Raw genomic sequence first — 12176 nt, forward strand, 5'->3', positions numbered from 1 at the left:
AATGAGCATAGCGATTGCCCTTGCAGGAAACCCAAATGCCGGAAAAACAACCCTTTTCAACGAACTGACAGGTGCACGTCAGCATGTGGGCAATTACCCCGGGGTCACCGTGGAAAAAAAACAGGGCACCTGCGTTTCCGAGGTCGGCACTTTTGAAATCATTGATCTTCCCGGCACCTATTCCCTGACCGCCTATTCACTGGAAGAGGTGGTGGCAAGGGACTACCTGGTTAATGAAAAGCCCGCCATGATCGTTAATATCGTGGATGCGTCAAACCTGGAACGTAACCTTTACCTGTCCGTGCAGTTCATGGAGATGGGTATTCCGGTCTGCCTGGCCCTGAACATGATGGATGTGGCCCAAAAAAGGGGCATAGAGATCAATGCCGACAGGCTGTCCGAGCTTTTGGGCGTTCCTGTGGTTCCCATGGTGGCGAGGACCGGCAAGGGAAAAAAAGAGCTGCTGGCCCAAGTGGCAAAAGCTATTGACAAACCGGCCGCACCCTTATTGATCTCCTATGGCCAGGACATTGACAAGACCCTGGATGAAATGGAAAAGATTATCCGGGAAAACAACTTTTTAACAGATAGATATCCGCCCCGCTGGGTGGCACTTAAGTATCTTGAAAACGACAATCAGATTTTGGAGCTTGGCGCGGACTGCAGTAAAGAAACAGCCGGCAAACTTATAGAAATTGGGGAAAAAGTCGGCAGGCATATGTCAGCGACCCTTGATACCCATCCCGAAGGCATGATTGCCGACCAGAGATACGGATTTATCAACTCCATCCTCAAGCAAAATGTGGTCCGGTTCGCCTATGACCGTAACCGGCTCCAGCGTTCGGATCAGATCGACAAAGTGCTGACCAACCGATTTTTGGGCCCCTTGCTGATGGTGGGCGTGCTGGCAGCCTTGTTCCAGTTTACCTTTACTTACAGTGCCTTGCCTGTTGAATGGATTGAAGGGCTTTTTGGCTGGATCAGCGGGGTGGCGGATGCGATCCTGCCCGACGGCCTTCTCAAATCCATGATTGTATCCGGAATCATTGACGGTGTTGGCGGTGTCATGGGGTTTGTGCCGCTGATCATGTTCATGTTTCTGGGTATCTCCTTTATTGAGGATTCAGGATATCTGGCCAGAATGGCCTTTATGCTGGACCGGGTATTCCGGATATTCGGACTCCACGGCAGTTCTGTCATGGCATTTATTGTTTCCGGCGGCATTGCCGGCGGGTGTGCCGTGCCCGGCGTTATGGCGGCCCGGACTCTGAAATCTCCCAAGGAACGTCTGGCCACCCTTCTGACTGTACCGTTCATGAACTGCGGTGCCAAACTTCCGGTATATGCCCTGCTGGTCGCAGCATTTTTTCCCAAGAGCCAGACCACTGTCATGGTCATCCTTACCATGATTTCGTGGATCGGCGCCCTGCTGGTGGCAAAACTTTTAAGGAGTACGGTAATTCGTGGAGAATCCACGCCCTTTGTCATGGAATTGCCCCCCTACCGGCTGCCCACCCTTAAAGGGCTCTGGATCCACACCTGGGAAAGAACCTGGCAGTACATGAAAAAGGCAGGTACTGTGATCCTGGGTATCTCTATTCTTCTTTGGACCATGATGACCTTTCCCGGACTGGATGACAAAACCACGGCACAATTTGAATCCCGGCGTACAGCTATCATTGATTCAGTTCAGGCAGAGATTTTAAAGGAAATTGACACCGCAGATAAAGACGCTGAGCTTTCCCCTGAGGCCCGGAAGGTAAAGGATGCCCTGGCGGGTATTGACGGTCGGAAATCCCTGACCAGGCTTGAAAATTCTTTTGCCGGCAGAATCGGCAAAGCCCTTGAAAAAATTTCTTACCTGGCCGGATTTGACTGGCGGACCAATATCGCCCTGCTGGGTGGTTTTGCAGCCAAGGAGGTGGTGGTGTCCACACTGGGAACAGCCTATTCTCTTGGGGATGTGGACTCTGGAAGCACAGAATCCCTGGGACAAAGGCTTGCCAAAGCCCCTGGGTGGGGGCCTGTCACCGCCTTTGCTCTGATGATTTTTACAATCTTTTACTCCCCTTGTTTTGTGACGGTTGCGTGTATTGCAAAGGAGACCGGGTCTTGGAAATGGGCGGCATTTTCAGTGGGTTTTAATACGGCCCTGGCTTTTGCGCTGTCAGTGTTGGCGTACCAGGTCGGCTCCCTGATTGTTAATTAAAAAACACACGTTAAGGAGGAAAAAATGGGAAATATTCTGGTTGGACTGATTGTGGCCGCAGCCCTGTTTTATTTGATCAGAAGAGTGATCAAAATTTTTAAAGGAGAGTCCTCATGCAGCTCCGGATGTGAAGGGTGTACGCCCTCCACGCAGCAGAAGTGCTGCAGCCCAAAAGACCATTCAGACACTGACCGGTTGGAATAACAGAATCGGGAGCGAACAATGGATACCCAAGGCGCTTTTGCTGCAAAAATATACGACCCTGTACTCTTTTTTGCCCTGAAAAACATCCGGCAGGATATCATCCGTCTGATTCCAGACCATGACGCACGCATTCTGGATCTGTGCTGCGGGACCGGCGATCAGTTGAGAAGATTGTCAAACGCAGGCTTCAGCAATTTAACAGGTGTGGATATATCCTCCGACATGCTTAAGGTTGCCCGGAAAGGCAATAAAATTGCAAAGCTAATGGAATGTGATGTGCAGCACACAGGACTGCCTGGTGCAAGTTTCGACATCATTATCATTTCCCTTGCAGTTCATGAAAAATCTGCCCAGATGCAAAATAATATGCTGGCGGAGGCGAATCGTCTGTTAGCGCCGGGCGGTCAACTTATTTTAGTGGATTTTTCTCTGGATGATCAGGCCAAGATGATGAGCAAAATCGCTGCCACCATAATTGAACGCCTCGCTGGTGAAGCGCATTATCGTAATTTTAAAACCTATGTAAAAAAAGGCGGTATGATCTCTGTTATCCAGGGTCGTTTTAAAATACGGCAACAGATCAGGCATGCGCAGGGCGTGATCAGCATCTGGACAGTGACGGCAAGCAACCATAATCTCTCTGCCAGCCTGCTTTAAACGATAAAAGAATCAAAGGCAGGGTAAATGATGCCCCGCCTTTTCTTTGTAACAACTGATGTTTTTTTATCGCGTTATGCCCTATTCTGATGCCGCGAAACCAAAATTTATTTGTAATCGTAAAATCCCTTGCCGGTCTTGCGTCCCAGCCATCCTGCCTGCACATATTTTCTTAACAGCGGGCAAGGTCTGTATTTGGAGTCCTTGAATCCGTCATACAGGGTTTCCATGATGGCAAGGCAGGTATCCAGACCAATGAGGTCGGCAAGGGTCAACGGGCCCATGGGATGTGCCATTCCAAGCTTCATGACCGTATCAATGTCCTCTTTGGTGCCGACGCTCTGGTAGAGACAGAAAACCGCCTCATTGATCATGGGCATCAGTATCCGGTTGGCGATGAACCCGGGGAAGTCATTGGCTTCGGCCGGGATCTTTCCGAATTTCTTGGACAGATCCCAGGTCAGTTTAAAGGTCTGTTCGGAAGTGGCAATCCCCCTGATGACCTCCACAAGTTTCATCATGGGCACGGGGTTCATGAAATGCATGCCGATCACCTTGTCCGGTCGGGAGGTCTGGGCTGCTATGCTGCCGATGGGAATGGATGACGTGTTGGAGGCCAGGATCACGTTCTCTGGGCAGATTTCGTCCAAGTTCCTGAATATTTGAAATTTCAGGTCTTCACGTTCCACGGCGGCTTCCACCACGAAATCGGCCTTGGCCATATCCTTTAAATCCGTAGTGGTGGTAATTCTGGCAAGGGTGGTATCCTTATCCGCCTGGGTTATTTTTTCTTTCTTTAACAGACGGTCCAGGGAGCCTGAAATTGTTGCAAGGCCTTTTTCGCAGAACTCTTCTTTAATGTCGCTCATGATTACATTCATTCCTGCCGCAGCAGCCACCTGGGCAATGCCGTTGCCCATCTGACCGGAACCCACAACACCAAAGGTGTTTACTTCCATTGTTTTATTCTCCTATACAGTCAACGTGGAAAAGTTTTTTTTAGAACAGACAATAGCTACCGGTTGACAACTAGTGCCACGGCCTCTCCCCCCCCTAAACACAGGCAAGCAAGGCCGGTTCTCACATCTCTTTTGGCCATTTCATACAATAATGTGGTCAGAACCCGCGCGCCTGAGGCGCCGATGGGATGCCCCAAAGCCACGGAACCTCCGTTGACGTTCACCTTTTCGGGGTCCAGTTCCAGGACCTTGTTGATGCCGGTGGAGGTGCCGGAAAAGGCCTCGTTGATTTCAAACAAATCCACCTCATGAATACCGATACCCTGTTTTTTTAAGACTTTGGGAATGGCGTAAATGGGTGCCATGAGCACATATTTCATATCAATGGCATAGGAGGCCTGGGCGCCGATTTCTGCCATGACCGTGCATCCCAGCTCTTTTGCTTTTGATTCGCTCATTATCACCACGGCGCTTGCGCCATCGGCGATGATGGACGCATTGCCTGCCGTGCCAACGCCGTCTTTTTTAAAAGCGGGTTTCATTTTGGACAAAAATTCAAAAGTTGTCTCCTGGGGGCATTCGTCCGTATCAAAGATTTTAGGATCACCCTTTCGCTGGGGGATCGAAACAGGCATAATTTCATCCTTAAACCGCCCTTGGGCAACAGCCTTGTTGGCCCGGGCATAGGACTGGGCTGCAAAGCGGTCCTGGTCTTCACGGGTCACTTCCCAGCGCTCGGAGCAAAGTTCATTGGACATGCCCATGTGAAAATCATTTACAACATCCCACAGCCCGTCATGGACCATATGGTCCTCAATGCGTCCGGGCCCCATGCGATGTCCCCACCTGGCCTTTTCCATATAATAAGGCGCCATGCTCATGGTCTCCATGCCGCCGGCCACCACAACATCAGCATCGCCGCACTGGATAGCCTGGGCTGCCAGCATAACGGCTTTAAGAGATGACCCGCACACCTTGTTTACGGTAATGGCTTCCACTTCCCAGGGTAGGCCTGCCTTAACCACAGCCTGTTTTCCAGGATTCTGGCCGTACCCGCAGGGCAGGACCATTCCCATGATGCATTCATCCACCACGGCATCCTCAATATCAGCACGTCGGATTGCTTCCCTGATGACAAGACCCCCAAGTGTTGTGGCGCCCATGCCGCTTAAGGAACCGCCAAAACTGCCGAGGGGGGTTCGGGTCGCACTGACGATAACTGCTTTGTTCATTCTAAACTCCTTTATTCTCTTTAGACAGATAAGATTTAAATGCAGATATCAGGGCTCAAACGCAGCACCGGTACCGGGCTGTGACGAAAAATTTTTTCAATGGTGCTGCCCAGAACAAATTTGACCGAGCGACTGTGACCTAACGGGCCTAAAACCAAGGCATCTGCCCTGAGGTTTTTTGCCGCACTAAGTATCTGTTCACAAGGATCTCCCGAGTCAATGGTGATATCAATCCCTGCCAAATCCTCAATGCCTGCGGCCTTTATATGATCCTCAAGCTGGTTTTTTCGCTGTTGTTTGGCCTTGGGTAAAAATTCCTCTTCAGAAAAGGTGTTTTCAGGGATGTAATGGGATTTTATCCAGGCAAGCTCCTTGGTGCCGATGCAATGGACCACATGAAGCTTTGCACCTGTTATTTTTGCAATCCATCCCGCCCGTGCCAGAATGTGTTCGGTCCAGGGAGAAAAATCCACAGCAGCCATAATGTTTCGGAGCTCACCGGGTGCCGGCAGTTCGTTGCCTGAGTACATTCGTTTAAAAATATGTTTGTCCCTGACACTGAACAAGGCCTTTCTGCAGTGACGGAATACAAATTCCGCGGCACTGCCGAACATGAAGCTCGATAGATTGGAACGCCCTTTGTTGGCCATGACCACAAGGTCCGGGTCGACCTCTTCGATCATGGTAAGGATCTCTTCGGCAGGATATCCCATTTTAATGCGGATATCGGTTTTGCCGTCGAATTCAGGGTAACGTGTCCGGATCAGTTCCTTGATCTGGGTAATCCTGGCTTCTTTAAGTTCCTCCAGGTACTCTTTGGTGTCCTCCCTGCAGGGATACATCATTCCGGCCATATACACCGGATTAACTTCGCGCAAAGGGACAATAGAACAAATGGTGACCTTTAGATCTGCCCGTCCTGCCAGGCCCAGGGCATAGCCCAGGGTCATGGGTGAGTAATCAGACAGGTCAATACAGGCCATAATGTGGTTGAATCGATTCATTGTCTGCTCCTTAATTTATCGAGACGGATGCATTTTTTTGCCCATGACCAGCAAGAACGGATCTGTCTCTTAATATTATATAATAGGGTCAACGGCCGTTAAGGTAAAAAAATTGTTTTAAATTCATGAACAACTTTTTTCACGATTGTAGCACCTTCATCTCTGGTTGTATAGGCAACAGGATGGATTTTCGGACGCTTATGGTGCCATTAAATTGGGGTTGAAGATGGTTTTTTTTCAATGACTTGAAGCTTTTATTAAAATCATGTAATATAGTTATCTCCACATTGTATTACAGGTAAGACTTAAATGAGCGATAAACCCAGTTACGAAATGCTTGAGCAACAGATCAAAAAACTGGAGCGCTCCGTCCAAGGAGCCCGCCGGGCAGAGTTGATCAATAGAACGCTGTTCTATATTGCATCCGATTTGACCACCTGCGACTCCCTTGCAGACCTGTACGCCTCCATCTACAAACGTGTGTCAGGCCTTATGGATATTTCGAATTTTTTTATAGCCGTTTATCACAAAGACCAAAAAGCCATACAGTATGTATTTCGCAGGGACGAAGGGTCAGATATGGCTCCTGAATGGATATACAATTTTCCTGAAAAGTGCTGTTTAACAGGTGATGTGGTTATGAACAAAAAGCCCTTACTGCTGGATGAACAGCAACTTATCGACCTTGCCGCCAAAGGCAGGGTCATGGGACGATTGCCCAAAAACTGGCTGGGTATCCCGTTGATGGTCAAAAGCGATGTGGTTGGCGTGATGGCGGTAAAAAGTTATAATAATTGCGTCAAATACAATGAAGAGCATGTGGAGCTACTCAGTTTTGTTTCGGATACCATTGCCACAGCCATTCAAAAAAAGCAGGCTGAGAACGAATTGCGCAAAGCCAAAAAACGCCTGGTCCGCACCCAGAAGCTTGAAGCCATCGCCACATTGGCAGGCGGCATTGCCCATGATTTCAATAACACCCTCTCCATCACGCTTGGCAATATCAATTTGGCCCAGATGGCGGCGGCAAGCGGGACGATTAGAGGGTACCTGGATGACGCCGAACAATCGGTTCTCCAGGCAAAAAATCTGGCTTCCAAATTTGTTATCTTTTCAAGCAGCAGCACCGTGGGCATTAAAACCCATATCGACTTGACAGGCTTTATTAACGTTACCCTTGATCAACTGAAACAGGAAAAAAATATTTTGTCCCGGCTTGAGGTCTTTGACCTGCCTCCTGTCATTGAAGCCGATAGGGAAGCCCTCAATGAAGCGTTGAAGAATGTTGTCATAAATGCATCAGAAGCCATGGAGAATAAGGCTCCGGTAAAGATAACGGCTCGTCTTTATGCCGAACGAAAAGGCATGATTGTCATATCAATCACAGACCAGGGCAGGGGGATCCGGTCGGAGGATTTAGAAAAAATTTTTGACCCCTATTTTTCCACCAAACCCAAAGGGGGTAACCGGGGAACCGGCCTTGGACTTTCCATTGCCTGGGCCATTGTGAAAAATCACCAGGGCAATATCCAGATTCGCTCCACGCCGGGCCAGGGCACTTGTGTGGATATCATTTTGCCCATTTTCCCAAAAAGTACACCCAAAGAAACCTTTAAACCCAAAGAGGTGGAGCCTAAGACAAGGCGATCTGCCAGGGTGGCAACCCGAAAACCCCTTGTCCTGTTTATGGATGATGATGCCATGATTCTGGAGGTCACCGAAATAATTCTCACCCAGCTGGGCTACGAGCCTGTCCTTGCAAAATCCGGCGAAGAGGCGGTGGAGAGATACCAGGCCTGCCTTGTGGAGGGCAAAATTATCGGTAAGGTGATCCTTGACCTTGAAGTTAAGCATGGCATGGGCGGCGAAGAGACCATGGAAAAACTGCTGGCCCTGAACCCCGGAATCAAGGGGATTGTGGCCTCGGGCTATTCCAATGACGTGGTCATGGAAAACCATTCTTTCTTCGGCTTCTCTGCAGCCCTGTCCAAGCCCTTTTCCATCATGGCGCTGAAACAGGCCCTTGACGGTCTATGAATTTTCCTGCTCAGTTTCTTTTGGCCAAATTCGTTGTTCTGTACTCGAGAGTCGTAAGTTTTTTCAAAAAAAAGTGACATTTAAAAATGGAAAGAGCGTTTTAGGCGTTTTTAACGCCTTGAACAACCAAATTCAAACAAAAAAGGACCCAAAATTCTCAAATATATTTATCAGACTCTACGATTTTTCCGCAATGCTTTTTCAAGAAATATTACCTGGCTCATGTTTTGTATGGTAGTTCTTGGGTTTATCTGAGCATCTGAAATGATTGGTGTTACATCATTTTGTCGATTCTGGGGCCTGAACACAACTGGCTACCATGCATTTATCCATTTCTTTCGGGCATCAACATTCAGAAACCCAAAGCAAGCCATCCTATTTCCGTGGTCATTGCTGGGGGGCCATAGGAATGCTGATTGGTTTTGATGCATATGAACGATTTGTCATGATCGGTTCAATTGCCCTTGATTTGCTGCAACTGATTTCATTAAAATATCAAAATTCTGTATGGCGTGAATTTCAAGGCTTCTTGAGAACAAAATCCAGAAGCCTCCTCTCTGAACGAACGGTCAAATTTGTAATCGCCAACTTATTGATCGTTGATTTATTCAGTTCCGCTCCAGGAGCGATAATACGGGAAATTCAAAAGTACCGTTTCAAGAAAAAAATGCTCAAACCAGGTGTTTTGCCGGAGAAGCTGGTGCCAGATCCAGAAACGGCTTTGCCAAAGCTTGAATGAACCGTGTCGAAAGTGCTCCCATGGTCTCAAATTTGGAACATTAAGGGAAGGAGTACGTCGATATATTGCCTCCCAAAGTTACGACTCACGAGGAAAAAACTTACGACTCTCGAGTAATAAAGGTAACGAATCCGCCACTGATTTAGCATATGCTTTGGCTCTCTATCGAAGAGGGTTTACCCGAACGGAAATTTACAATCGTATTATTCAGGAAAGACAGGATTGGAGCAATCATGCTGGTGAGCGAAGAAAAGCACAGTATCTGACGAGGACTTTACTGAAAGCAGAAAAAATTATCGGTTAAAATTGAATACATCTCAATTTTTGCTCACGCCTTCCTGCTCATATCCTAAAAAACACGACCGATACGCACAATTTGTTCATCATAATTTGTTGATCATCAATCCATCAATTTACGAGTCCGCGCTCAATACAGAGCAAATGGATACCTTTTCCTTTACTCTTGATTTTCAGCCTTTCACCATATCCGGGGCATTACTCCAGGCATTTGGCTACTATGACATCTGCTGACATCTGCCACCTCACCATACAGGTTACAAAGCATAAGCTTTGTCATGACTTCAGGCGAATCCCGTCAGTCTTGTGCAGAGTGATGCGGCCTTGTTTATACAGGCTGCCCACGGCCCGTTTAAATTCCTTTTTACTCATGGCAAATGCAGCTTGAATCTCTTCAGGGCGGCTTTTGTCATGACAGGGGCTTACGCCTCCACCAGCCTCAAGTACCTGTATAATTTTCTGGGCAGAGGCTTCAACTGAGGCGTATCCCGGCTGTTTCAGAGTTAAATCCACCTTGCCGTCCTCCCGGACACGAAGGACATACCCACGGCACCGGTCACCAATGGAGAGGTCTTCAAAGGTCTCATTTTTATAGAGCATCCCCAGGCAGGTTTTATTGATCAGAGCTGTATAGCCGATAGGTGAAATACTATGGATGATCAACTCCACAGCCTCCCCATAAGAGAGTTCACCGGCATCACCAGAGGCAAGATTCGACATCAGGGTGGACCCATAAATCCTGTGGGTGGATTCATCCAGGCAAATCCTGACCAGATGGGTTTCACCCGGCTCCATCCGCCCCTCTTGTTCACTGCGGGGAACCAGAAGATCTTTTTCCAGGCCCCAATCCATGAAAATGCCAAAAGGGGCTGTATCCTTGACTTTAAGTCCCACAACATCTCCCACAACCCCGGCAGGCGCCAATGTGGTTGCCACGGGCCTGTCCTCGGAATCAGTATAGACAAAAACACGGATTGTCTGCCCCACAGCAGTATTTTCCGGCACGTACTTATTGGGCAGAAGCACCCGGTCCTGGCCAAAACTTAAATATACCCCATAGTCGGAAAGGTTCTTCACAGTCAGAGCCTGGAACTGCCCAACCACAGCGTCAGGGTCCTTTGCTAAAAAAGGATGGGACTGTCTTGAAGATGAAGACTGAGGCTGTCTTAAAGATGGCCGATTTTGACTTTTTCTCAAAAATTTTTCTGCCTGCTTCCAGGGCGTAGTTTCTTCGGACATGGATTTTCCTTATTATTAATATATATAGGGCGCATTCTCATTTTCCCGGTCATGCCGCCGGCACTGGATTATGCGTATTGCCATCTGTTTCAGGCAGTTCCAACGCCCTGCTTTATAATATGATCGTAACATAATCATTCTTTCTGCATTCTCCCGATACCAAAAAGTGCATGGACCTTTAAGACGTAAATTCACCACTCTACGAATTGAACTTTCAATAGCACCGCTGCCAATAGGTAAATTCAACGCTTTTACCGTTGAAAAATCAAGTCTGCTTTCATTGCGCACAAAATAATCCCGTTCCGTCTTGATAGCCTTACTGTTTCTGCCTCGACAAAGCATCTGGACGGCCTGGACCACGTCAGCCGATTTTCCTTTCAGCAGGGAACCTCGCTGTGTTGATACCCAGCGTTTGCGTTCCTTGGATGACCAGGTTTTCTTCAAGCCCGCGACTGCACCCAAATGCTCCACGGCATGGTAAAAATCAAGAAGTTCATACACACGCTCCGGAGTCAAACCCAATGCGTTGATCAGTCCGGGGATTCGATTCCAAATCCAATGTGCTCCATCTGCAACAAACAGTATTTTGTCTGAGGCCTGAATACGAAGGGAGTTCAAATAACCCTTTAACAAGTGAAATACGCCATCCGGACCGCTGAAACAGCCATCAATAAAGGATTAAACCGGCGTATGCACCTTTATACCTTTTTCGATTTCGACGGTCACAGGATCGCCGATAATATCGAACACAAATATCAACCGAAATACCTGTACAAAGCTGAATCGAAACGGTCTCAAACCCTTCGCTTTTCATCCGCCCCGGCCAGGCCAGTTGGACATCAATTCTTTTTCTTGATCAACCCGATCGGGGGAATCTACTGAGGCCTGGATACTTTTTTTAAAAGCAAGGCGCTTATCCGATTCGTATACCCAAGAAGTTCCTGTTCCATCTGTTCCAATTCTTTAGCGTTTCGAATCAAGCGATTCGGATCTTCTTCCAGTTCTTTCAGGCAAGCATAGACTTCATCAACAGTATTGCAATCTTCAGCTTTTTTCATCAGTACAATCCATTTTTTTTTGTTTCAGCTTAGCAGGAAATATCATGCTTTTTCCACTAAAAGATAGACTTTTTTAAAACCGGGAAAATGGGAATGCGCCCGTTTACCGGCTGGATTTATGACTTCATAAAACCTTATGCCGATGATATCAAGGTGGCTCACCCTGAAATGCTCAAAGCGATTACAGCAGCTAAAAAGAAAACGATCTATCTGATGCCCAGAAAATATGTGACCTTCTCAGAGTTGATCTGTTACCGGAATGTTATATGGCTCCGAGCGAGTTGCGAGAATTAAGAAGAATTTTAAGATACAGAAACCACATAGTCAGAACAGCAACCCAAACTAAAAATAAAATCTCTGGACTTTTAATGGAGGTCGGTGCTGAATACAACAAAAAAAGCTACATGGCAAACGCTATTTCTGGGAATTAATGGACACCATTGAGCATGTCCCATCATCCGTCTCAGAAATGTTAAAACTTAGCAGGTCAAATCTGGAGATTTTTACTAATATTCAAAAAAAGCTCGTACGGGTGCTAAAA

At 47.6% G+C, this 12176-nt stretch carries 14 protein-coding genes; 8 read left to right on the forward strand and 6 right to left on the reverse strand.

The window, feature by feature from the left end; translation table 11 throughout:
- Position 1: 1 nt before the first annotated feature.
- From feoB to DESPODRAFT_RS17610, 3 genes are read left to right on the forward strand one after another with little or no spacing between them, the layout of a single operon-like run.
- The gene (feoB, locus tag DESPODRAFT_RS17600; RefSeq protein WP_004075469.1) at positions 2 to 2209 is read left to right on the forward strand and encodes a ferrous iron transport protein B; all 2208 of its coding nucleotides are present in this window, start codon (positions 2 to 4) and stop codon (positions 2207 to 2209) included.
- A 24-nt stretch (positions 2210 to 2233) separates the two neighbouring features.
- Positions 2234 to 2413: a FeoB-associated Cys-rich membrane protein gene (locus tag DESPODRAFT_RS17605; protein ID WP_004075472.1), complete on the forward strand. Its 180-nt coding sequence runs from the start codon at positions 2234 to 2236 to the stop codon at positions 2411 to 2413.
- 18 nt (positions 2414 to 2431) lie between these two features.
- On the forward strand, positions 2432 to 3070 hold the full coding sequence (locus DESPODRAFT_RS17610) for a class I SAM-dependent methyltransferase (RefSeq protein ID WP_004075474.1): 639 nt from the start codon (positions 2432 to 2434) through the stop codon (positions 3068 to 3070).
- Positions 3071 to 3177: 107 nt separating this feature from the next.
- Here DESPODRAFT_RS17610 and DESPODRAFT_RS17615 read toward each other — a convergent pair whose 3' ends face one another.
- From DESPODRAFT_RS17615 to DESPODRAFT_RS17625, 3 genes are read right to left on the reverse strand one after another with little or no spacing between them, the layout of a single operon-like run.
- Positions 3178 to 4029 (reverse strand): 3-hydroxybutyryl-CoA dehydrogenase, encoded by an 852-nt coding sequence (locus DESPODRAFT_RS17615; protein WP_004075477.1) that lies wholly within the window; start codon positions 4027 to 4029, stop codon positions 3178 to 3180.
- A 56-nt stretch (positions 4030 to 4085) separates the two neighbouring features.
- The gene (locus DESPODRAFT_RS17620; RefSeq protein ID WP_004075479.1) at positions 4086 to 5261 is read right to left on the reverse strand and encodes an acetyl-CoA C-acetyltransferase; all 1176 of its coding nucleotides are present in this window, start codon (positions 5259 to 5261) and stop codon (positions 4086 to 4088) included.
- A gap of 35 nt (positions 5262 to 5296) precedes the next feature.
- Complete coding sequence (locus DESPODRAFT_RS17625) at positions 5297 to 6265, reverse strand: universal stress protein (protein ID WP_004075481.1); 969 nt, start codon at positions 6263 to 6265, stop codon at positions 5297 to 5299.
- Between the two features lie 309 nt (positions 6266 to 6574).
- Between DESPODRAFT_RS17625 and DESPODRAFT_RS17630 the strand changes: the two genes are divergently transcribed.
- The 3 genes from DESPODRAFT_RS17630 (at position 6575) to DESPODRAFT_RS21925 (ending at position 9345) form a co-directional block, all read left to right on the forward strand.
- Positions 6575 to 8302 carry a hybrid sensor histidine kinase/response regulator gene (locus DESPODRAFT_RS17630; protein ID WP_004075483.1) on the forward strand — a complete coding sequence of 576 codons (1728 nt, stop codon included), beginning with the start codon at positions 6575 to 6577 and terminating at the stop codon, positions 8300 to 8302.
- 319 nt (positions 8303 to 8621) lie between these two features.
- Positions 8622 to 9041, forward strand: coding sequence for a hypothetical protein (locus DESPODRAFT_RS17635; protein WP_004075486.1), 420 nt, complete (start codon positions 8622 to 8624; stop codon positions 9039 to 9041).
- Positions 8983 to 9345, forward strand: a complete 363-nt coding sequence (locus DESPODRAFT_RS21925; RefSeq protein WP_371904999.1) for a hypothetical protein — start codon at positions 8983 to 8985, stop codon at positions 9343 to 9345. Before DESPODRAFT_RS17635 ends, DESPODRAFT_RS21925 begins: the two co-directional genes overlap by 59 nt.
- Before the next feature lie 269 nt (positions 9346 to 9614).
- Here the strand turns inward: DESPODRAFT_RS21925 and DESPODRAFT_RS17640 are convergent, their stop codons facing one another.
- From DESPODRAFT_RS17640 to DESPODRAFT_RS17655, 3 genes are all read right to left on the reverse strand, one after another.
- Complete coding sequence (locus DESPODRAFT_RS17640; protein WP_004075488.1) at positions 9615 to 10577, reverse strand: CvfB family protein; 963 nt, start codon at positions 10575 to 10577, stop codon at positions 9615 to 9617.
- A gap of 15 nt (positions 10578 to 10592) precedes the next feature.
- Positions 10593 to 11210 carry a hypothetical protein gene (locus DESPODRAFT_RS19735; RefSeq protein WP_083843604.1) on the reverse strand — a complete coding sequence of 206 codons (618 nt, stop codon included), beginning with the start codon at positions 11208 to 11210 and terminating at the stop codon, positions 10593 to 10595.
- A gap of 242 nt (positions 11211 to 11452) precedes the next feature.
- Positions 11453 to 11635 (reverse strand): hypothetical protein, encoded by a 183-nt coding sequence (locus DESPODRAFT_RS17655; RefSeq protein WP_004070514.1) that lies wholly within the window; start codon positions 11633 to 11635, stop codon positions 11453 to 11455.
- Between the two features lie 93 nt (positions 11636 to 11728).
- Here DESPODRAFT_RS17655 and DESPODRAFT_RS21350 point away from each other — a divergent pair, with 93 nt between their 5' ends.
- Together DESPODRAFT_RS21350 and DESPODRAFT_RS21355 are read left to right on the forward strand one after the other, a co-directional pair.
- On the forward strand, positions 11729 to 11929 hold the full coding sequence (locus DESPODRAFT_RS21350; protein WP_245531961.1) for a hypothetical protein: 201 nt from the start codon (positions 11729 to 11731) through the stop codon (positions 11927 to 11929).
- Complete coding sequence (locus DESPODRAFT_RS21355; RefSeq protein ID WP_245532086.1) at positions 11884 to 12066, forward strand: IS110 family transposase; 183 nt, start codon at positions 11884 to 11886, stop codon at positions 12064 to 12066. Before DESPODRAFT_RS21350 ends, DESPODRAFT_RS21355 begins: the two co-directional genes overlap by 46 nt.
- The last annotated feature ends 110 nt before the right edge of the window (positions 12067 to 12176 follow it).

This window comes from Desulfobacter postgatei 2ac9 (assembly GCF_000233695.2).
GTDB classification, from domain to species: domain Bacteria; phylum Desulfobacterota; class Desulfobacteria; order Desulfobacterales; family Desulfobacteraceae; genus Desulfobacter; species Desulfobacter postgatei.